We start from the raw sequence: 19849 nt of genomic DNA, 5'->3' as shown, positions 1-19849 counted from the left end.
CCGGCCCCGCGGGGCCGGACCGCCGCGCTCAGCCGCGTCCGCGGTAGACCACGAGACCGCCCGGCACCTTGTCGAGCAGCAGTTCCCGCGGCGCCGCGGTCACCTCCCCGTCGCACGCCAGGTGCACTCCGTCACCCGGCACCCGCACCCGCAGCCGCCGCACCAGCGCGGTCTCGTACACCGGGGTCCGGGCGAGCACGCCCGTCAGGGCCGCGCCCAGCAGCCGCGTCCTGGCGAACCTCCCGCCGGAGACGATCCGCACGTCCAGCCGCCCGTCGGTCAGGTCGCGGCGGCGCACCGGCGCCGGGCCCAGGCTCGAGTACCGGCAGTTCCCCGCGAAGAGGAGCCACACCGAGCGCCTGCGGCCGTTGATCTCCACATCCACCGGACGGCACGTCCGCAGCACGTGGACGGCGGCCAGCACGCTCGCCGGCCACGCCCCGACCCGCCGCGACCAGCGCTCGCGCACCCGCACCAGATCCGGGTACGAGCCGATGCTGAAGGTGTTCAGGAAGGGCTCGGCCACCTCCACCGAACCGGTGCCCAGCGCCGTGGTGGCCGCCACGTCCACCTTCCCGGCCCGCTGCTCCAGGACCGCCGCCGCCGTCTCCTCCACGCTGCGCAGGCCCAGATCCCCGGCGAAGTGGTTGAACGTCCCGCCCGGGAAGACCGCCAGCGGCAGCCCGTGCCGCAGCGCGACCGCCGCCGCGAGCCGCACCGTGCCGTCGCCGCCGCACACCCCCAGCGCGCCGTCCCGCGCCGCGGCGGCGGTCGCCGCCTTCTCCAGCAGCTCCGCCAGGTCGTCGTCCTCGGTGCACTCGTCGACGCAGGCCTGCGGCAGCGCCCCGGCGATCCGCACCGCGGGCGCCGTCAGCAGGGGCGGAGGGCCGGAGGCGGTGTTCACCACCACGTGCAGCCCGCGCCCCTCGGGCAGGAACGGCACCCGCGTGGCGGGCCCCTGGTCCGGGGTGCCCGGCGCGGGCGGCAGCAGCGCCCGCACCACCAGCGCGGCCCCCACGCCGAGCGCGCAGCCCGCCAGGACGTCACTCGGATAGTGGACACCGGTGTAGACGCGGGAGAAGGCCACGCTCGCGGCGACCGGCGCGACGGCCGCGCCCCACCCCGGCGACTCCAGTGCCGCCCCGGCCGCGAAGGCGGCCGCCGACGCCGAGTGCCCCGAGGGGAAGGACGAGGTCACGGGCTGCCTGCGCAGCTGACGTATCACCGGGACGGCGTCCAGCAGCGGCCGCGCCCGGCGGAAGGCGCCCTTGCCGGCCGTGTTCGCGACCAGCGACGCCAGGGCCAGCGACCCCGCGGCCCGCAGCGCCGCCCGCCGCCCGTCGCGCCCGCCGGCGACCGCCATGCCCGCCGCCACCGCGCCCCACAGCCGGCCGTGGTCCGCCGCCCGGCTCAGCCGGGGCAGCACCGGCTCGGCACCGGGCCAGCGCTGCCGAGCCACTGCGGCGAACAGCGCCGCGTCCCACGCCTTCCAGCCGCGTCCACCGCGGGCAGGGTGTCCCTGTGCAACCATGCGGGATCGGTTACCCTGCGCCGGGCCGCGCACGCACCCGGTACGCTCACGCGGGTGAACCACGGCCCCGTGCAGCCCCCCGACCTGGTCATCTTCGACTGCGACGGCGTTCTCGTCGACAGTGAGCGGCTCGTCGTCGACATCGACGTGGAGATGCTCGCCGCCCTGGGCCGGCCCGTGTCCCGGGAGGAGGCCGTCGAGCTCCTCGTCGGCCGGTCCTTCGCGGACATCGGCGCCGACATCGCCGCGCACCTCGGCCGCCCGCTACCGGACGGCTGGGACACCGAATGGCGCCGCCGGGTGCGCGCCGCCCTCGACGCCGGGCTGACGGCCGTCGACGGCATCGAGGCCGCCCTCGACGCGCTCGCCGCCCGCGGGGTGCCCATGTGTGTCGCGTCCAGCACCGGTCACGAGGGGCTGCGCCGCACCCTCGGCCGGACCGGCCTCCACGACCGCTTCGCGGGCCGCATCTTCAGCGCCGAAGACGTCCCCCGCGGCAAACCCGCCCCCGACCTCTTCCTGCACGCCGCCCGCACCCTCGGCGTCCCGCCCGCCCGCTGCGCCGTCGTCGAGGACAGCCCCCACGGCATCGCCGCCGCCCGCGCCGCCGGCATCCCCGCCTTCGCGTACGTCGGCGGCCTCATCCCCGCCCCCCGCCTCGCCGGCCCCGGCACCACCCTCTTCACCGACATGCGCGCCCTCCCCGCCCTCCTGGGCCTCTGACCCCGCCCGGAGCCCCCGGAACCCCCGCCACCGGTGGGCGCGGGGGCGGCGGGGACCGCGCGACCGGCCACGACGGCGGGGAAGGGCGGCCCGGGGGCGCCCCGCCCCGCCGGTGGCAGGAAGCGCCGGAGCGAGGGAGGGTGGCCTCGTGGGGCGTCCACCTCCTCGGGGGCGACCCCGCGGAGCGCCGAGCGGAGGTGCGCACATGGCGATCAGCGTGCCGTACGGAGGCCGGCCCGACCCCGGCCTGCCGGTGCCCGCGTACTGGGACGCCCACCTGTCCGCCGCCTCGGGCAGCGACGCACCGGGCGGCGGGTCCCGGCTGCTGGACGCCGCCTGCGGCTACTTCACCCGGCGGGGCCTGTGGAGCGGCCCCTCCCAGGTGCTCGCCGCACCCGGCGCGGAACCGCTGCTGCTCGCGCTGCTCGCCGCCGCCGGCGGCGATCCCGTCCTCGCGCGCCCCGCGCCCGCGTGGCAGGCCCCCGTCGCCGCGGTCGTCGGCCGGCCCGTGCACGCCGTGCCGAGCGCGCCGGAGGGCGGCGGGGTGCCCGACCCGTTCGCGCTGCTGGAGGCCGTCCGCCGGGCGCGCGCCGCCGGTGCGGACCCGCGGATGCTCGTGCTGTCCGCGGCCGACGACCCCACCGGCACCGTCACCGCGCCCGAACTGCTGCACGAGACGTGCGAGGCGGCCGCGGAGGCCGGGCTCCTGATCGTCTCCGACGAGACCTACTCCGGCACCCTGCACCACCGCGACACCGTGCTGCTCAGCCCCGCCGAGATGCTCCCCGACCACACGGTGGTGCTCACCGACCTGGGCGCCACCCTCGTCCCCGCCGGCGTGCCGTGCGCCCTCGCCCGCTTCCCCGCCACCGCGCACGGCACCGCGTGGCGGCAGCGCACCGCCGCCGCCCTCGCCGCGCTGCGCGCCGTCCTGCCCGCGCCCGTCGCCGCCGCGGCCGCGTACGTCCTCACCGAGCCGGCCGAGGTCACCGCCTTCGCCGCCGCCGCGAACCGCCTGCACGCCCGCACCGCCGCCGCCGCGCACCGGGCGGTCACCGGCGCGGGCGGCGTGTGCCGGCCCCCGAAGGCCGGCTTCTCCCTCTACCCGCGGCTCGACGCCCCCGGGCTTGACGCGCCCGCCCTCGAAGCGCGCCTCGGCGCGGCCCTGGGCCGCGCCGTCCCCGGCGGCCACCGCTTCGGCGACGACCCCGCCGAGCCCCGGGTCAGGATCGCCACCGGCGCGCTGCACGGCCGCACCGACCACGAGCGCCGCACCGCGCTCACCGCCGCCGACCCGCTCGCCGTCCCCCACGTGGCGGCGGCCCTCGCCGCGCTCGGCGCCGCCGTCGCGGCGCTGACCGGCACGGACGCGGTCAGCGGTTCGGCGGGCGTGGGATCGCGGGGCGGCCCGGCCTGACTTACGTTCGAGGCGTCAGCGCGTATCCCCGCGGCAAACCGACCCGCCGGAGCACCGACCGCACGAACCCGCACCCCGCACGGAGTCCCGATGACCGATCAGAGCGAACGGATGCCGGCCACCACCGCGCCCGCGCCGCGCCCGCAGGGCGAGCGCAGGACCTGGCCGAAATCCTTCGCCGACCGGCTCACCGAGCCCCGGCCGGGGCTGCGCACGCTCGTCCGCGCCGTCCGCGAATGCGTCGTCCGCCCGCCCGCCGACACCCTGCGCCAGGTGCCGCTGCTGCCCGTGGACCCCGGCCCGCTGCCCGACGCCGGGCCCGGAACCCTCGCGGTGACCTGGGCCGGACACGCCAGCTGGGTGCTGCGTGTCGGGGGCCTGACCGTGCTCACCGACCCCGTCTGGTCGCGCCGCATCCCGGCGACGCCCGCCCGTGTCACACCGGTGGGCGTGCCCTGGGAGGAGCTGCCGCCCGTCGACGCGGTCGTCATCAGCCACAACCACTACGACCACCTCGACGCCCCCACCCTGCGCCGGCTCCCGCGCAGCACCCCGCTGCTCGTGCCCGCCGGGCTCGGCGCCTGGTGCCGCCGCCGGGGCTTCTCCCGGGTCACGGAACTCGACTGGTGGGAGGCCACCGAGATCGGCGGCGTCCGCTTCGGCTTCGTGCCCGCCCACCACTGGAGCAGGCGCGCCCTCACCGACACCTGCCGCTCGCTGTGGGGCGGCTGGGTCATCACCGACCCCGCCGGGCCCCGGCTCTACTTCGCCGGGGACACCGGGTACGGGGACTGCTTCGCGCGGATCGGGCGCGCCTATCCCGGGATCGACGTGGCGCTGCTGCCCATCGGGGCGTACGCGCCGCGCCGGCTGCTCAAGGCGGTGCACGTCGACCCGGAGGAAGCCGTGCAGGCCTTCCTCGACCTCGGGGCCGCGGTCATGGCGCCCATGCACTGGGCGACGTTCCTGCTCTCCGGGGAGCCGCCGCTCGAACCGCTCACCCGCCTCCACGCCGCCTGGGACGCCGCCGGCCTGCCCCGCGCCTCCCTCTGGGACCTCCCCGTCGGGGCGTCCCGTGTCGTCCACGGGACGCCGAGGACGCCCCGGGCCACCCCCTGAGGCGCGGTACGCGGGCGCTTTTGTCCCCGCGCCGCCGGAGCGGGAGAGGGCGGCGCGTGCCGCGCAGGGGGCGGCCCGGGGCGGCGGTGAACCCCGCGAGCCGCGACGGCGGGAAGGCCGTGGGGGCGGGCCCGGGGCCTCCCGGCCGTCAGGACCGCACGCGGCGGAGGAGGGCCGGGACGCCGGCGATCGCGAAGGTCAGGCCGACGGCGAGGGCCACGCCCTGCCAGGGCTCGGGGAAGAGGGAGCCGCCCAGGATCCCGATGAGCTGGTACGTCGCCGCCCACGCCACGCACGCGAAGACGTCACCCCGCACGAACCTCCGCAGCGGCATCCCCGCGAGCAGGCACGCGACCATGACCGGGATCCGCCCCGCCGGCACCAGCCGGGAGAGCACGAGCACGGCGGCCCCGTGCTCCTCCAGCCGCCGCTGCGCCGTCGCGAGCGTCCGCTCGTCCGCCCGCTCCTGGAGCCGCCGCAGCCACCGCGACCCGCCGCGGGACCGCGCACCGCGCAGCCCCAGCAGATAGAGGCCCACGTCGCCGGTGAGCGCCGCGAACGAGGCGACGCAGAAGACGCCGAGCAGGGCGAAGGGGTCGGTCTGGTGGAAGGCGACCACCGCGGCGCCGGACACGATCGCCCCGGTCGGCACGACGGGCACCAGCGAGCCCAGCACCACGAGCAGGAAGAGCGAGGGGTAGCCGACGGCCTGCTGGGTGCTCTCGGAGGACGGCGGGCGGGTGGCCGCGGCCGTGGCCAGGAACGCGATCACCCGGACGTCCCCCGCCCCGCGGCGTCGGGGAGGACCACGCTCCCGCCGTGTGCGAGGCAGTGCACGGCGACGCGCGGCGCCGTCCGGGCGGCGAGCCGCGCGAATTCCTCGCCGGGCGAGTGGAATTCGTGCGGCCGCACGGCGTCCATCCCGATCGGCCAGAACGTCCCGTAGTGCACCGGCACCGCGACCCGCGGCCGCAGCCGGGCGACGGCCCGGGCGGCGCGCGCGGGGTCGAGGTGGCCGTGGCCGAGGAAGGGGCCCCAGCCGCCGACCGGGAGCAGCGCGGCGTCGCACGGCCCCACGGCCTCGGCCATGCCGTCGAAGAGCCCGGTGTCACCGGCGAAGTACGTGCGCGCGGCGCCCTCCACGACGTATCCGAGCGCGGGCGCCCGCTGCGGCCCGAACGGCACGCGCCGCCCGTCGTGCGCGGCGGGCACGACGCGCACGGTCACCGCACCGGCGGCGAAGGTGTCACCGGGCGCCACCTCGGTCAGCCGCAGCCGGTCCCGTACCCGCCGCAGCGCCGGCACGGCCGCGCCGGCGCCCCGCGGCAGCAGCACCGGTGTGCCGGGGGCGAGCCGGGCCAGCGATCCGACGTGCAGGTGGTCGGCGTGCAGGTGCGAGACGAGGACGACGTCGGCCCGCGCCGCCCCGGCCGGCGGCACGTCCCCACGGCGCCGCCGCAGGTGCGCGAGCCGCCGCGCGAACACCGGATCGGTCAGCACCGTCACCCCGGAGTCCCGCACGCCCACCGTCGCGTGCCCCCACCACGTGATCTCCACGCCCACGGCCCCACTCCTCTCACCACCCCTCCCCGCACCGTACGCCGCGCCCCGCAGCCCGTTCCCACCAGGCCCGCACGGCCTGCCCGGCCCTCCGTGCGGGCCGCGCGGAGGCCGGCCCGGGGGCGCGGGACGGCCCGGGAACGGCCGCGGGTCCCCCCTCCGCCCCGGGCCCTTCCGCCCCGCCCACGGGCCGGGAGGAGCGAGCCGCGGGGACGTCCGCGCAGGTCCCGCGGGGCATGTGGCAGGGTGGAGCCGTGCCTCAGCCGGGTGGGAAGCGGGAACGGGCCGCGGGGCGCGCTGCTCTGCGGGCGGCCGGGCGTGTCGTCGTCGTGTGGACGGTCGCCACCGCCACCCTCGCCGTGCTGGCCTGGCTGCTGCCGGACTTCCGGATCGAGGCGCCGAGCGGGGACAGCCCGACGCAGATCGCCGTGACGGCGGCGTACGGCGCGGGCGCCTTCGGCGTGCTGAGCGCCCTGGTGTGGCCGCTGCTGGTCAGAGCGCTGCTGCTGGTGCCCGCGCTGGTGCTGGGCGCGCTCGTGTTCTTCCTCAACGGCTCCCTGCTGCTGGTCGCGCTCGACCTCACGCCGGGCGGCCGCGGCGAGGTCACGCCCGCGACGGCCGTGGTGATCGCGGCGGTGATGTCCGCGGCCTCGTCCGCGACGAGCACCGCGCTCGCCGTGCGGGACGACGCCGCCTACGGGCGGCGGCTGGCACGGCTCGCGGGCCGGCGGCGGCGCCGGGCGGGCGACCCGCCGCCGCCGGTGTCGCCCGGCACGGTCTTCCTCCAGCTCGACGGCGTCGGCCACGACGTGCTGCGCGACGCGCTCACCGGCGGCTCCCCGGCGATGCCGACGCTCGCGGGCTGGCTCGCGGACGGCACCCACCGGCTGACCGCGTGGCGTACGGACTGGAGCAGCCAGACGGGCGCGAGCCAGCTCGCGATCCTGCACGGCAGCAACCACGACGTGCCCGCCTTCCGGTGGTTCGAGAAGGAGACCGGGCAGGTCATGGTGTGCAACCGCCCGTCCAGCGCGGCCGAGCTGGAGCGCCGGGCGGTGGCCCGCACCGGCTGCCCGGGGCTGCTGGCGGCGGACGGCGCGAGCCGCGGCAACCTCTTCACCGGCGGGGCCGAGCAGTCGGCCCTCGTGATGTCGGTCGCGGCGCAGCGCGGCAAGTTCAGCCGCTCGCGCTCCGGCTACTTCGCGTACTTCTCGGACCCGGCGAACGCGGTCCGCACGGCCTGGTCCTTCGCCGCCGAGGTGGGGCGGGAGATCGGCGAGTCGACGGCGTCGCGGCTGCGCGGGGACCGGCCGCGGATCGGCCGCGGCGGGCTGTACCCGGTGCTGCGGGCCTTCGCCACCGTCGTGGAGCGGGACGTGGCGGTGGCCGCGGTGGTCGGCGACATGCTCGCCGGGCGCACAGCCGTGTACGCCGACCTGGTCGCCTACGACGAGGTGGCGCACCACTCGGGCCCGCACAGCCGGGACGCCCGCAAGGTCCTCGCGCGGCTGGACCGCTCGATCCGGCTGATCGCCGGCGCCGCGCGCTACGCCCCCCGCGCCTACCGCTTCGTGCTGCTGTCCGACCACGGGCAGAGCGGTGGCGCGACGTTCGAGGACACGTACGGCGAGGGGCTGCGCGAGGTGGTCCGCCGCGGGTGCGGGCTGCCGCCGGCGAGCCACGGGCACCGGCGGCGCACGGGCACGGAGGCGCGTGCGGCGGCCCGCAGCGCGCTGCGCCGGCCGGAGCGCGGGCGGCGGGCGCCGGAGGAGGCGGAGTGCGGGGGCCCGCGGTCCGAGCCGGTCGTGCTCGCGTCGGGCAACCTCGGCCTGGTGGCCTTCCCGGACATCCCGGGGCGGGCGACGCTGGAGGAGATCAGCCGCCGCAGCCCCGGTCTGCTGCCCGCGCTGACCGCGCACCCGGGTGTCGGCTTCGTGCTGGTGCGCAGCGCCGAGCGCGGTCCGCTGGTGCTCGGCGCGGACGGCGGCGAGCACGAACTCGCCACCGGCCGGGTCACGGGGCCCGATCCGCTGGCCCGCTTCGGGCCCGGTGCCGCGGCGGCGGTGCTGCGGGCGGACGGCTTCCCGCACACCGCCGATCTGATGGTCAACTCCGCGGTGGACGCGCGCGGCAGCGTGCACGCCTTCGAGGAGCAGGCCGGCTCGCACGGCGGGCTGGGCGGCCCGCAGTCGCACCCCTTCCTCCTCTCGCCGGCCGATCTGCCGCTGCCGCAGGGGCCGCTGGTCGGGGCGGAGGCGCTGCACGCGCTCTTCCACGGCTGGCTGGCACCGGTTGTGGAGCCCGCCGTGGCCGGACCGGTACCGGTCCCCGCGGCGGAGCCCGCCGTGGCCGGACCCGCCGTGGAGCCCGCCGCCCGGACCGCCCGCGGGTGCGTGCCCGCGGCACGGCGCCCGGTCCCGCGCGCCCCGGACACCGCGGCCCGCCCCTGATCCGCCCCGGTCCCTCCCGGCCCTACGCGGTGGCGCCCCCGTCCAGGACCAGGTCGGTGCCGACGGTGGCCCCCGCCTCGCGGGAGGCCAGGTGGAGCACCGCCGAGGCGACCTCCGCGGTGCTCGCGGCCCGGCCGAGCGGCACTTGCGCGCGCAGCCGCTCCGCCTTCCGGGCCGCGGTCTCGCCGGGGCGGGTGGACATCGGGGTGTCGACCGGGCCGGGGCTGACGGCGTTGATGCGGATGCCCTCCGCGATGTGGTCGAGCGCCGCGGTGCGCGTCAGCACGCTGACCGCGGCCTTGCTCGCCGCGTAGGCGCCCAGGCCCGCAGCCCGGCGGTGGGCGCCGATGTTGGAGGCGATGTTGACGATGGCGCCGCCGCCGGCCTCGCGCATGCGCGCGATCTCGTACTTCATCGACAGCCACAGCCCGGTGAGATTGGTGTCCAGGGTGCGCCGCCAGACGTCCTCGGCCATGTCGCCCACGGGGCCTGGCGCGAGGAGGACGCCGACGCCGTTGACGGCGACGTCCAGGCCGCCGAGCCGGCCGGCTGCCTCGGCGACCATGCGCTCGGCGTCCGCCGCGGCGGTGATGTCGGCGGTGACGGCGACCGCCGTGCCACCGGCGGCCGCGACGAGCGCGGCGGTCTCGTCGAGAGTCTCGCGGGTGCGGCCGGCGACCGCGACCCGGGCGCCCTCGCGGGCGAAGGCGAGGGCGACCTCCCGCCCGATACCGCTGCCGCCGCCGGTGACGAGCACGGCCTGGCCGGTGAACCTGTCGGACATTGCGTCTCCTGGTATGAGAACGAACATTCTTGAAAGAGGGCGCACGCCGACCCGGATCCGGGGGCCGGCGCGCCTGAGGGGCGAAGGGGGATCGGTGGGGAGCGGGGAGGAGTCGGGGGGGCGGGGTCTCAGCCGATGAGGGCGAGCGCCTGCGCCGCCGCGTCCCGCGACCGCTCCGGGTCCGCGCCGGCCCTGCCCACGACCCGCATCCCCTGGAGCAGCACCAGCAGCATCCTGGCGAGCCCCCGCGGGTCCCGCCCGGCGGGCAGCTCGCCCTGCGCCCGGGCGCGCAGCAGCGCGGAGGTCAGTGCGGTCTCCAGGACGGCCCAGCCGGCCTCCACCTGGCGTGCGGCGGCGCTGTCGCGCGGGGCCAGCTCGACGGCGGTGTTGGTCACGAAGCAGCCGCGGCGCAGCCCGTCGTCCGCGGACTCCGCGGCGAAGCGCTCGACCAGCGCGCGGACGGCGGGGAGTGCGGGGCCGGGCCGGGACAGCTCCTCCAGCAGCACCGGGTCGCGCTGCTCGCCGTAGCGGCGCAGTGCGAGCAGGTAGAGGTCGTGCTTGCTGCCGAAGGCCGCGTAGATGCCCGCCCGTGCCACGCCGAGGCGTTCGACGAGCATGGACATGGTGGTCGCCTCGTAGCCCCGCTCCCAGAACAGTTCGAGCGCCGCGAGGAGCGCGGTGTCGGGGTCGAACTCCTTGGTCCTCGCCATGATCGCGACCCTAGGCCATAGCAGAACGAGCGGTCAAGAACTGTCCATTCGTCAACGCGTGGTTGACGATGCCGCGGGCGTCAACCTACCGTTGACGCATGGACACACACGCCGTACGGCTCGACGACCTCATCGACTTCGTCAAGAACCAGCACCCCGGGAGCGACCCGCTCCAGCACCTCGAACACGCCGTGACCGTCGCCGCGCACCTCGACGACGTCGCCGACCACCTCATCGGCCACTTCGTCGACCAGGCCCGGCGGGCGGGCGCGTCGTGGACGGACATCGGGCGGCACATGGGCGTGACCAAGCAGGCCGCCCAGAAACGCTTCGTCCCCAAGGGCCCGGAGGACTTCGACCTCACCGAGTCCGGCTTCACCCGCTTCACCCCGCGCGCCCGCAACGCGGTCAGCGCCGCCCAGGAGGAGGCCCGCGCCGGACGGCACGCCGCCATCGGGCCCGAGCACCTCGTCCTCGGGCTCCTGGCCCAGCCCGACACGCTCGCCATCCAGGCGCTCGCCGACCTCGGCGCCACCCCCGAGGCGGTACGCGCCGCCGTCACGACGCCCGGCACCGAGGACGCCCCGCCCACCGGGAACCTGCCGGTCGGCGCCGCGGCCAAGAAGACCCTGCAACTGATCCTGCGCGAGGCACTGCGCCTCGGCCACAACTACATCGGCACCGAGCACATCCTGCTCGGCGTCCTCAGCGACGACCAGGAACCGGCCGCCCGGGCGCTCACCGGCATCGGTGTCACGCACCGGGCCGTGGAGGAGTGGGTCCTGGCGACCCTGGCGCGGATCTCCTGGAAGAGCGACCAGAAGCCCGGGCCCGCGGGGAGCGACGCCCCCTGACCGCCCGGCGCGAACGCCCCGCGCCCGGCGCGGCGGCGGCCCGACCGAGGACCGCCGCCGCGCCCGGCACCGCCGGAGGCCGTGCGGGAGAGCCCGGTGCGGCGCTCCCGCTCAGCTCTTGCGCAGCGCCAGCAGCCGGTAGACCGGGTCGCCGCGCGGTACGTCCGGGTCGGGCAGCTCGGCGATGCGGGCGGCCAGCGCCTGCTGCTCGACCGTGTCCAGACTCAGCGCCGAGGCGAAGTAGCCGCGCGCCACCTCGTCCGCGGCCCGCACCGGGGACTTGCCCTGCCCGTGCCCGGTGAAGCGCGCCTCGCCCGCCCGGTCGAGCCCGTGCTCGCAGGCCACCGCCCGTACACGCACGTCCGCGTCGTACGCCGTCCGCCGCCCCCGGAAGGGCGCCATCAGCTGGTCGACGTCGCTGTCCACGTCGTGGCCCGCGTCCTTGTCGACCGTCGTCACGAACACCCCGCCCGGCCGCAGCACCCGGGCGCACTCGGCTATCACCCGCGGGGCGTCCGGCAGCAGGTGCAGCAGCCACACCGCCGACACCGCGTCCAGCGAGGCGTCGGCGAAGGGCAGCCGGTGGCAGTCGCCCAGCACCACCGAGCCGCCGGTCCGGCGCGCCGCGAGCCGGGCCATCCCGCGCGCGGCGTCCACACCGAAGACCCGCAGGCCCGGCCGCGTCAGACGCTCCGTCACCAGTCCCGTGCCGCACCCGACGTCCAGCAGGGTGCGCGCCCGTTCGGGCACGAGCGCGAGCACGGCGCGCGCCGCCGCCCGCGCTCGCGGTTCACCGCCGCGCGTCGCGTCGTAGCGCGCCGCCTCCACCTCGTAGTCCAGCATGCGGACGATGGTAGAGGCCGCAGGTGAACACCCGGCTGCCCGGGGTCTTGCAGCCGTGTTACGTACCGGTGCGCGCGGCCCCGGGCCGGAGGCCCCGGGGCCGCGGCCGGCTCAGCCGAAGGCGTCCGGGTCCGGGCCCAGGCGCGTGCCGTCGTCGAGGGCCGCCAGCTCCGCCAGGTCCTCCGGCGACAGCGCGAAGTCGAAGACGTCGATGTTCTCCCGGATCCGCGACGGGGTCACGGACTTGGGGATCACCACGTTGCCCAGCTGGAGATGCCAGCGCAGCACGACCTGCGCGGCCGTCCGGCCGTGCCGCTCGGCGACGCGGGCGATCACCGGGCTGGCGAGCAGGCCCTTGCCCTGGCCGAGCGGCGACCAGGCCTCGGTGACGACACCCAGCTCGGCGTGCACCGCGCGCAGCTCGGACTGCGCCAGCTGCGGGTGCAGCTCGATCTGGTTCACCGCGGGCACGGTCGCCGAGCCGTCGACGAGGCGCCGCAGGTGCGCGGGCTGGAAGTTGGACACACCGATCGCCCGGGCCCGCCCGTCGGCCGCGATCCGCTCCAGCGCGCGCCAGGTCTCCTCGTACGCGTCGCGCCGCGGCTGCGGCCAGTGGATCAGGTAGAGGTCGACGTAGTCGAGCCCGAGCTTGGCCAGCGAGGTGTCGAAGGCGCGCAGCGCGGAGTCGTAGCCCTGGTCGCTGTTCCACAGCTTCGTCGTGACGAACAGCTCCTCGCGCGGCAGCCCGGAGGCGGCCAGCGCGCGGCCCGTGCCCTCCTCGTTCGCATACAACGCCGCGGTGTCGATGCTGCGGTATCCGGCGTCCAGCGCGGTCGCGACCGCCGACTCGGCTTCGTCGTCCGGCACCTGCCAGACGCCGAAGCCGAGCTGCGGCATCGTGACGCCGTTGTTGAGGGTTACGTCGGGGACCTTGCTCACAGGGGGTGGAGCCTTCCTTGCGTCGGGAACGGGGACCGCACGGCCGTCGGGCCGTACGGCCGGGACCGCGGGCGGCCGGCGGGCCGGAGCGGACCGAGCACGTACAACCCGGCGCCCGATCGCCGCATTCCCCCGCCCGGCGGTGATCCCAGCCGCTACCCTCACGCGCGTGGACCGGGCCGGGCCCGGCGGTGAGGGGAGCGGGACCGATGGCGGGGCCAGAACCCATGGCGGAACAGGGTGCGCGGCAGGGCGGCGTGCCCGCGGCGCCGCGCGCGCGGTGGCGCGGACGGGACCTCCGGGCGCAGCCCTTCCCGGCCGTTCCCGCGGCGGCCGCGTCCGACCCGGCCGTACAGCGCGAGACCCTGGCGCGCCTGCGCGAATGGGCCGAGCGGGACGCCGAGGCCGCCATCGCCTGGTACCTCGACGACAAGCGGTCCAAGCGCGTCGGCTCGCGGCTGCTCCAGGGCTTCGCGATCGCCTGCGCCGTCGCGGGCGCCGCGGTGCCGCTCGGCACGGCCGCGGCCGGCGGATCCGGCCAGGGCTGGGGCTACGTGCTGCTGGCGGTCGCCGCGGGCTGCAAGGGCTTCGACCACTTCTTCGGGATGTCCGCGACCTGGATGCGGGACATCGCCGCCGCCCACGCGCTGCGCACCGAACTCGACGCCGTACGGCTGGAATGGGCCGCCGACGTGCTGCGTGGCCGGCCCTCCGCCGCCGATCCGGCGCTGCTGCTGGAACCGGCCGAGCTGGAACGGCAGCTGGCCCTCGTCGCCCGGCTCGCCGGCTCGGTGCGCGCCCGTATCGAAGGCGAGACAGCCGAGTGGCGGGCCGAGTTCAGCTCGAACACCAGCGAACTGCAGGGCTGGGGCACGGTGCCGGGAGTGGAGCGCTGAGCGGGACGGCCCCGGGCCGCGCGGCAGCCACGGGCGCCCCGGCGGGCCGATGAGCGCGACCCCCACCGCGGTGGCCCCGGGCGGCCCCGTCTGCGGTACCGGTCCGTTCCGCCGCGTGCGCGTGCGCGTGTGCGGCGCCGGTCTGTTCCGCCGCGTGCGCGTGTGCGGTACCGGTCCGTTCCGCCACGTGCGCGTGTGCGGCACCGGCTCGTTCCGCCGCGTGCGCGCGTACCGCGGTGCCCCGCACGTACGCCGTGCCCTCCCGCCCGGCGCCGCAGGACCCGCCGTCCGGACGGCCGCCTGGCGCAGCGGGGCGCGCGGGCCGGGCCCGCTGCCCGCGGGCCTGCCGGAGCTGCCGGGGGGCCGCGGGCCGGCGCCGCCCCCGCGCGGCGCCGGGGACCGCGCGACGCGCGGCCGCCGCGGCCGGGCCGCCGGCGGCGGCGCGCATCCGCCGTTTCCCGGCCGGGCCACCGGGAACGGCATCTCGTTACGTGACGGGCAGACAGGGGAGTGGGCCGTATGAGCGTCTTCCGGCCGAGCCAGTCCTACCGCGCCGACCTGGACGTCAGGCTCGGCAACGGGCGGATGCCCAGCTGGATCCGCCCCACCGCCGAGGGCGCCGCGCCGGACGGCGCCGCCTGGCTGGCCGTCATGCCGCGCCGGGCCGGCAAGACCTGGCTGGCCCAGGGCATCGCCGCCGCCCGCCCGGACGGCGGCACCGTCCGGGTCGACCTGCGGTCGCCGGCGTCGGTCCGCAGGACCCGGCTCGGCTGCCTGACCGAGGGCAGGCCCGCGCCGCCGACCGGCCCGGGGCAGCTCGTCATCGTCGACGAGCCCGCGCTCGCCAGGCCCGGCGGCCCCGGTGTCGATCCCGCCGTCCTCGCCGCCGGCCTGCACCGGATACGCGGCACCGGCGCCACCGCGCTGGTCCTCGCCACCCCCGCGGAGAGCGCGCTGCTCACCCCGCACCTCGGGCCCGACATCCTCGGGGGCCTGCTGCGCCCGCCCGTGCTCGACGCGGAGGAGTGCGCGCGGATGGCCGCGCGGGCCCCGCAGTGGGCGCCCGCGCTCGTCGAGCGGGTGCGCGCCGCCGACCCCGGCTGGCTGCACACCACCTTCCTGCTCGAACTCCTCCTGCACACCGCCGAGGTCCACCCCGCGCTGCGCGCCGCCGGGGACGGGTGCCGCGCGCTGCTGCGCGCCGCTGCCGAGGAGGCCGACGCGGGGCACGAGTACATCCGCCAGTGGTTCGTCAACGGCCTCGCCGGCAGGCACCGCGCCGCCCTGCGGGCCTCCCGCTGGCGCGCCGCGGGCCTGCCGCCCGTCACCGCCGCCGGCCGGCCCGCGCCGGACGCGGCGCTGTACGTGTACGCCGCCGCGCAGGACGGCCCCGGCCCCGTCCCCGGCGCCCCGCGGCCCGGCGGCTCGCTCGCCGGCGACCCGGTGCTCGGCCGGCACCTGCCCGAGGTGCTGCGCGTCCACCACGTCTCCGACCTGCGGCACGGCGGACGGTCCCCGGTCCCCGGCGCCGGTGACGCCCTCGACGGCTACCTCGGCCACGTGCGCCGGCTCGCCGCCCGGGGCCGCGCCCCGCACCTGCTCGTCGTCACCGGCGGCCTGGTCGAGCGCCCCCTCGACGCGTACGGCGAGCGGGCCCGCGCGTGGCTCGCCGAGGTGGCCGCCCTCCTGGCCCCGCACCGCGACCTGCGCGACGACGACCCGCGGGTGCTGCTGGTCGGCGGCAGCCACGACGTCTCCTGGGATCTCGCCCCCGACGCCTCCCCGCAGGCCCGGCACCGCTGGTTCGCGGCCGCCTTCGACGGGCTGCCGCACCCCGACCTGCACCTCGCCGACCCCGCCCGGCGCCGCCTCTACGTCACCTACCCGGACGCCGGCCTGCGCTTCGCGCTGCTCGGCAGCACCGAATCCGGCGCCGCCCCCGCCGCCGGCCGTGAGCGGCTGCGCGCACGCCAGGAGCGGTACGAGGCCGCGGGCACCGGGGGAGCCGCGGGCGCCGCCGCCGTAGGGGACTTCGAGCGGCACGACCCCGGCGTCGTCGCCCGCGGGGTGCTCGACCGGCTCGCACCGGAACCGGGCGCCGTCACCGTCGCCGCGCTGCACCACCCCCTCTCGCCCGTCCCTGCGGCCGGGGCCGCGCCCTGCTCCGGTGCCGTCAACGCGGGGGAGGCCAAGCGCGCGCTGGCCGCCGCCCGCACCTCGCTCGTCCTGCACGGCCGCACCCGCCTGGGCTTCGCGGCCGCCGAGCGGCTGCTCGGCGCGGGCCCGCCCTGGACCCTGCGGATCGCGGGCGCCCCCGCGCTGGGCGGTCGCGGGACGGACGGGTGCCACGGCTACAACGAGCTGTTCGTGGCCCGCGAGGGCGGCGACCACGTCCTCGCGCTGCGCACCGTCCGGCTCGAAGGCGGCCGGTGGACGCCGGGGCCGGCGCACGCCTTCCGCCCCGGCGCCGCCGAGGAGCACGATCTCGCGGCGCTGTGCGCGGACACGGGGGCCGCGGGTCCTCACGCCCGGTAGAGCGCCTCGATCTCCCGGGCGTAGGCGGATTCGATCGCCCGCCGCTTCAGCTTCAGGGACGGCGTCAGCAGCCCGCGCTCCTCACTGAACTGCGCCGCCAGGATCCGGAAGGTGCGGATCGACTCGGCCTGCGACACCCGCGTGTTCGCCGCGACGACGGCCCGCCGGATCTCGTTCTCCAGGTCGGTGTCGTGCACCAGCTCCACCGCCGGCAGCCGCGGCTTGCCGCGGATGGCCAGCCAGTGCGCCACCGCCTCCGGGTCCAGCGTGACGAGCGCGGCCACGTACGGCCGGTCGTTGCCGACGACCACGCACTGCCCGACCAGCGGATGCGCCCGCACCCGCTCCTCCAGCGCGACCGGCGACACGCTCTTGCCGCCGCTCGTCACCAGGATCTCCTTCTTGCGCCCGGTGATCGTCAGGTAGCCGTCCTCGTCGAGCATGCCCAGGTCCCCGGTGGCGAGCCAGCCGTCCTTGAGGACCTCCTCGGTCGCCTTGGGGTTGTTGAGGTAGCCGGAGAAGACCTGCCCGCCGCGCAGCCAGATCTCGCCGTCCTCGGCGATCAGCACGGAGGTGCCGGGCACCGGCAGGCCGACGGTGCCGAAGCGGGTCTGCTCGGGTGGGTTCGCGGTCGCGGCGGCGGTGGTCTCCGTCAGGCCGTAGCCCTCGTAGATCGTCACGCCCGCGCCGCAGAAGAACAGCCCGAGGCGCCGCTCCATGGCCGAGCCGCCGGAGATCGCGTGCCGGACGCGGCCGCCCAGCGCCCCGCGCACCTTGCTGTAGACGAGCTTCTCGTACAGCTGGTGCTGCATCCGCAGGGAGGCGCTCGGGCCCGGTCCCATGCCGAAGGCGCGTGCCTCGACCGCCTCGGCGTGCCGTACCGCGACCTCCACCGCCTTCTCGAACGGCGCCAGCTTCCCGCCGGCCTCCGCCTTGCGCCGCGCCGCCTGGAAGACCTTCTCGAAGACGTACGGCACGGCCAGGACGAAGGTCGGCCGGAAGGACGCGAGTGACGGGATCAGCTCGGCGGCCGTCATACCGGGCTGGTGGCCGAGCCGGATGCGGTGCCGTACGCACGCCACCTCCACCATCCGCCCGAAGACGTGCGCGAGCGGCAGGAAGAGCAGGGTGGACGGCTCCTCCCCGGGCTTGCTGGAGAAGACCGGCTCCCAGCGGGCGACGACGTTGTCCGTCTCGGCCATGAAGTTGCCGTGCGTGATGACGCAGCCCTTGGGGCGGCCGGTGGTGCCGGACGTGTAGATGACCGTCGCGGTCGCGCCGGGCGTCACGGCGAGCCGGTGCCGCTCGACGACGTCGTCGCCGATGTGGCGCCCGGCCGCGGTGAGCTCCTCGACGCAGCCCGCGTCGAGCTGCCACAGCCGGTGCAGCCGCGGCAGCTCGCCCAGGGCCGCGCCGACCGTCATCGCGTGGTCCTCGTGCTCCACGACCGCCGCGACGGCCTCCGAGTCGTGCAGCATCCAGCGGACCTGCTCGGACGACGACGTCGGGTACACCGGCACCGGCTGCGCGCCGATCGACCACAGCGCGAAGTCGAAGAGCGTCCACTCGTACCTGGTGCGCGACATGATCGCGACCCGGTCGCCGAACCGGATCCCCTGCGCCAGCAGCCCCTTGGCGACCGCGAGCACCTGGTCGCGGAACTCCGCGGCCGTCACGTCCCGCCAGTCGCCCCGCTCGTCGGCGCGCCCGAGCACCACCTGGTCCGGGGCCTGCCGCGCGTTCCCGAACACGGCATCCGCCAGACCGCCGGCCTGGGGCGCTGTGGCCAGCGGGGGGACGGTGAACTGACGCAACGGGTGCTCTCCTAGGGGGCTCGGTGCGGCCGTAAGCTACCCGATCCCCGGCCCCGGCGGGAGAGGGCCGAAAGTTTCGCCGAATCGGACGTCTGTGCTGGTGGGGCGGGGGTTTCCGGCGGTCACAAGGAAACCGGCGCGATCCCGTGCCCCGGCGGCGGCGGAGGGCGGCCGCGGATCTCCACCAAATCTGCCCGCCCCGCCCACGCCCGCTCCACCCCACCGGTCGGCTCCCACCCCGTGCGTCCCACCCCTCCCGTGCGTACGGCTGCGCCGCCCGGTCCCCGGTCAGAGCAGCGGGCGGTGGAGGAGGCCGCCGCCCGCGAGGATCGCGCCGGCCAGCGCGTCCGCCGACTCCTGGACGCGCGAGGCCCGCCGCCCGTGCCGCAGGACGAAGTCCACCCCGCCCAGGTCCGGCAGGCCGCCGGCCCGCGCCGGCACGCGCGCCAGCCCGGCCGGAATCAGCCCTTGCGGATGCGCCATCACCCCCAGACCGGCCCGGGCCGCCGCGACCAGGCCGCCCAGCGAGCCGCTGGTGCCCGCGAGCTGCCAGTCCCGTCCGTGCCGCTCCAGCACGTCCAGCACCCGCACCCGGGTCAGCGCCGGCGGCGGGTGGGCGATCAGCGGCACCGGGCGGCGCGGGTCGAGCCGCAGCCGATCGCCGCCTATCCACACCAGTTTGTCCCGCCACACCAGCCGCCCCGGCCCCTCCGGGCCCGACCGCTTGGCCAGGCACAGGTCCAGCCCGCCGGCGTCCAGCCGCTCGTGCAGCGCGCCCGAGAGCTCCACGGTCAGCTCCAGGTCGACCTCGGGGTGGTCGTGCCGGAAGGCGGCCAGGATCTCCGGCAGCCGGGTCGGCACGAAGTCCTCCGACACCCCGAACCGCAGCCGCCCGCGCAGCCGGGTGCCGGTGAAGTACGCCGCGGCCCGCTCGTTGGCCTCCAGGATCGGCCGGGCGAAGCGCACCATGGCCTCGCCGTCGTCGGTCAGCTCGACGGCGTGCGTGTCGCGCAGGAAGAGCCGGCAGCCCGCGGCCTCCTCCAGCCGCCGCACGTGCTGGCTGACGGTGGACTGGCGCAGGCCGAGCCGGTGCGCCGCCTGGGTGAAGCTCAGCGTCTGCGCGACGGCGAGGAAGGTCCGCAACTGGGCGGGCTCGAACATGGCGGCACGTTATCGCGGGGCGTGATGGCGGTCGCGTCGGTTACCGGCCATCCCTGGCGCTCCCCGCGGCGGCGTGCGGAGGAGGGAAGGGGCCGGTGCGCCGCCCGCGGCGTCACAGCCGAACGGCGGCCACCGCCAGCACCGCCAGCGACCACGAGGTGAAGAGCGCGTACGCGAACAGCTCCCGCCCCCGGTCCCCGGCGCGCAGCTGCCGCAGCAGCACCCAGCCGAAGAACAGCGCCTCCGCGCCCGCGCCCGCGACCCCGCAGACCGGGCGCCACACACCCACGACGACGGCCACGGCCGCGGCGCTGTGCAGCACCCCGGCGCCGGTGAGCACCCACAGGTGGCGGCCCTGCCGCAGTCCCAGCCGCGTCAGGCCGTCCAGCCGTTCGACCCCGGGCCCGAACCGGGTCAGTGCCGCGAGGGCCGACGGCACCACCTCCAGGAGCAGGAGTGCTGTCAGGACGGCGCTGAGGACGAACACCGCGGGGGCTCCTTGCGGGCGGGAAG

General features: G+C 77.5%; 17 protein-coding genes. 7 read left to right on the top strand and 10 right to left on the bottom strand.

Features of this window, described 5'->3' with window-relative positions; genetic code table 11:
• Nucleotides 1–28 precede the first annotated feature (28 nt).
• The gene (locus ACH4SE_RS22360; protein WP_398545171.1) at nucleotides 29–1531 is read right to left on the bottom strand and encodes a phosphatase PAP2 family protein; all 1503 of its coding nucleotides are present in this window, start codon (nucleotides 1529–1531) and stop codon (nucleotides 29–31) included.
• Nucleotides 1532–1585: 54 nt separating this feature from the next.
• Here ACH4SE_RS22360 and ACH4SE_RS22355 point away from each other — a divergent pair, with 54 nt between their 5' ends.
• The 3 genes from ACH4SE_RS22355 (at nucleotide 1586) to ACH4SE_RS22345 (ending at nucleotide 4790) form a co-directional block, all read left to right on the top strand.
• A complete protein-coding gene (locus tag ACH4SE_RS22355) occupies nucleotides 1586–2254 on the top strand; it encodes an HAD family hydrolase (RefSeq protein ID WP_398545170.1) in 669 nt (222 codons plus the stop codon).
• A 205-nt stretch (nucleotides 2255–2459) separates the two neighbouring features.
• Nucleotides 2460–3671 (top strand): aminotransferase class I/II-fold pyridoxal phosphate-dependent enzyme, encoded by a 1212-nt coding sequence (locus tag ACH4SE_RS22350; RefSeq protein WP_398545169.1) that lies wholly within the window; start codon nucleotides 2460–2462, stop codon nucleotides 3669–3671.
• 90 nt (nucleotides 3672–3761) lie between these two features.
• Entirely contained in the window at nucleotides 3762–4790 is a 1029-nt protein-coding gene (locus ACH4SE_RS22345; RefSeq protein WP_398545168.1) for an MBL fold metallo-hydrolase, read from the top strand.
• A 148-nt stretch (nucleotides 4791–4938) separates the two neighbouring features.
• Here ACH4SE_RS22345 and ACH4SE_RS22340 read toward each other — a convergent pair whose 3' ends face one another.
• Nucleotides 4939–5562, bottom strand: coding sequence for a DedA family protein (locus tag ACH4SE_RS22340; protein WP_398545167.1), 624 nt, complete (start codon nucleotides 5560–5562; stop codon nucleotides 4939–4941).
• On the bottom strand, nucleotides 5559–6353 hold the full coding sequence (locus ACH4SE_RS22335) for an MBL fold metallo-hydrolase (RefSeq protein ID WP_398545166.1): 795 nt from the start codon (nucleotides 6351–6353) through the stop codon (nucleotides 5559–5561). The genes ACH4SE_RS22340 and ACH4SE_RS22335 overlap by 4 nt, the downstream gene beginning before the upstream one ends.
• A 233-nt stretch (nucleotides 6354–6586) precedes the next feature.
• On the opposite strand from ACH4SE_RS22335, the gene ACH4SE_RS22330 reads away from it, so the two are divergent.
• Nucleotides 6587–8800 (top strand): alkaline phosphatase family protein, encoded by a 2214-nt coding sequence (locus ACH4SE_RS22330; protein WP_398545165.1) that lies wholly within the window; start codon nucleotides 6587–6589, stop codon nucleotides 8798–8800.
• A 22-nt stretch (nucleotides 8801–8822) separates the two neighbouring features.
• On the opposite strand, the gene ACH4SE_RS22325 is transcribed toward ACH4SE_RS22330, so the two are convergent.
• Nucleotides 8823–9584: an SDR family NAD(P)-dependent oxidoreductase gene (locus ACH4SE_RS22325; protein ID WP_398545164.1), complete on the bottom strand. Its 762-nt coding sequence runs from the start codon at nucleotides 9582–9584 to the stop codon at nucleotides 8823–8825.
• Nucleotides 9585–9712: 128 nt separating this feature from the next.
• On the bottom strand, nucleotides 9713–10294 hold the full coding sequence (locus ACH4SE_RS22320; RefSeq protein WP_398545163.1) for a TetR/AcrR family transcriptional regulator: 582 nt from the start codon (nucleotides 10292–10294) through the stop codon (nucleotides 9713–9715).
• A gap of 98 nt (nucleotides 10295–10392) precedes the next feature.
• Here ACH4SE_RS22320 and ACH4SE_RS22315 point away from each other — a divergent pair, with 98 nt between their 5' ends.
• Nucleotides 10393–11148 (top strand): Clp protease N-terminal domain-containing protein, encoded by a 756-nt coding sequence (locus tag ACH4SE_RS22315; RefSeq protein WP_398545162.1) that lies wholly within the window; start codon nucleotides 10393–10395, stop codon nucleotides 11146–11148.
• 111 nt (nucleotides 11149–11259) lie between these two features.
• On the opposite strand, the gene ACH4SE_RS22310 is transcribed toward ACH4SE_RS22315, so the two are convergent.
• A complete protein-coding gene (locus ACH4SE_RS22310) occupies nucleotides 11260–11991 on the bottom strand; it encodes a class I SAM-dependent methyltransferase (protein ID WP_398545161.1) in 732 nt (243 codons plus the stop codon).
• 111 nt (nucleotides 11992–12102) lie between these two features.
• Complete coding sequence (locus tag ACH4SE_RS22305; protein WP_398545160.1) at nucleotides 12103–12930, bottom strand: aldo/keto reductase; 828 nt, start codon at nucleotides 12928–12930, stop codon at nucleotides 12103–12105.
• 209 nt (nucleotides 12931–13139) lie between these two features.
• On the opposite strand from ACH4SE_RS22305, the gene ACH4SE_RS22300 reads away from it, so the two are divergent.
• Together ACH4SE_RS22300 and ACH4SE_RS22295 are read left to right on the top strand one after the other, a co-directional pair.
• Nucleotides 13140–13826 (top strand): SLATT domain-containing protein, encoded by a 687-nt coding sequence (locus ACH4SE_RS22300; protein WP_398545159.1) that lies wholly within the window; start codon nucleotides 13140–13142, stop codon nucleotides 13824–13826.
• A gap of 519 nt (nucleotides 13827–14345) precedes the next feature.
• Nucleotides 14346–16361: a hypothetical protein gene (locus ACH4SE_RS22295; protein ID WP_398545158.1), complete on the top strand. Its 2016-nt coding sequence runs from the start codon at nucleotides 14346–14348 to the stop codon at nucleotides 16359–16361.
• Here ACH4SE_RS22295 and ACH4SE_RS22290 read toward each other — a convergent pair.
• From ACH4SE_RS22290 to ACH4SE_RS22280, 3 genes are all read right to left on the bottom strand, one after another.
• A complete protein-coding gene (locus ACH4SE_RS22290; RefSeq protein ID WP_398545157.1) occupies nucleotides 16349–18175 on the bottom strand; it encodes an AMP-dependent synthetase/ligase in 1827 nt (608 codons plus the stop codon). The genes ACH4SE_RS22295 and ACH4SE_RS22290 overlap by 13 nt on opposite strands.
• Nucleotides 18176–18463: 288 nt before the next feature.
• The gene (locus tag ACH4SE_RS22285; protein ID WP_398545156.1) at nucleotides 18464–19336 is read right to left on the bottom strand and encodes a LysR family transcriptional regulator; all 873 of its coding nucleotides are present in this window, start codon (nucleotides 19334–19336) and stop codon (nucleotides 18464–18466) included.
• A 112-nt stretch (nucleotides 19337–19448) separates the two neighbouring features.
• Nucleotides 19449–19823: a hypothetical protein gene (locus tag ACH4SE_RS22280; protein WP_398545155.1), complete on the bottom strand. Its 375-nt coding sequence runs from the start codon at nucleotides 19821–19823 to the stop codon at nucleotides 19449–19451.
• Nucleotides 19824–19849: the final 26 nt, after the last annotated feature.

The organism is Streptomyces sp. NPDC020983 (genome assembly GCF_044333485.1).
Taxonomy (GTDB): domain Bacteria; phylum Actinomycetota; class Actinomycetes; order Streptomycetales; family Streptomycetaceae; genus Actinacidiphila.
Note: the sequence above shows the minus strand (reverse complement) of the source record. Positions and strands in the feature narration are given on the sequence as shown.

Bases quoted from the DNA above. Each gene is read 5' to 3' on its own strand.
- ACH4SE_RS22345 (WP_398545168.1), top strand. From the start codon at position 3,762: ATGACCGATCAGAGCGAACGGATGCCGGCCACCACCGCGCCCGCGCCG.
- ACH4SE_RS22295 (WP_398545158.1), top strand. From the start codon at position 14,346: ATGAGCGTCTTCCGGCCGAGCCAGTCCTACCGCGCCGACCTGGACGTC.
- ACH4SE_RS22325 (WP_398545164.1), bottom strand. From the start codon at position 9,584: ATGTCCGACAGGTTCACCGGCCAGGCCGTGCTCGTCACCGGCGGCGGC.
- ACH4SE_RS22350 (WP_398545169.1), top strand. From the start codon at position 2,460: ATGGCGATCAGCGTGCCGTACGGAGGCCGGCCCGACCCCGGCCTGCCG.
- ACH4SE_RS22310 (WP_398545161.1), bottom strand. From the start codon at position 11,991: ATGCTGGACTACGAGGTGGAGGCGGCGCGCTACGACGCGACGCGCGGC.
- ACH4SE_RS22300 (WP_398545159.1), top strand. From the start codon at position 13,140: ATGGCGGGGCCAGAACCCATGGCGGAACAGGGTGCGCGGCAGGGCGGC.
- ACH4SE_RS22315 (WP_398545162.1), top strand. From the start codon at position 10,393: ATGGACACACACGCCGTACGGCTCGACGACCTCATCGACTTCGTCAAG.
- ACH4SE_RS22320 (WP_398545163.1), bottom strand. From the start codon at position 10,294: ATGGCGAGGACCAAGGAGTTCGACCCCGACACCGCGCTCCTCGCGGCG.
- ACH4SE_RS22285 (WP_398545156.1), bottom strand. From the start codon at position 19,336: ATGTTCGAGCCCGCCCAGTTGCGGACCTTCCTCGCCGTCGCGCAGACG.
- ACH4SE_RS22360 (WP_398545171.1), bottom strand. From the start codon at position 1,531: ATGGTTGCACAGGGACACCCTGCCCGCGGTGGACGCGGCTGGAAGGCG.
- ACH4SE_RS22330 (WP_398545165.1), top strand. From the start codon at position 6,587: ATGTGGCAGGGTGGAGCCGTGCCTCAGCCGGGTGGGAAGCGGGAACGG.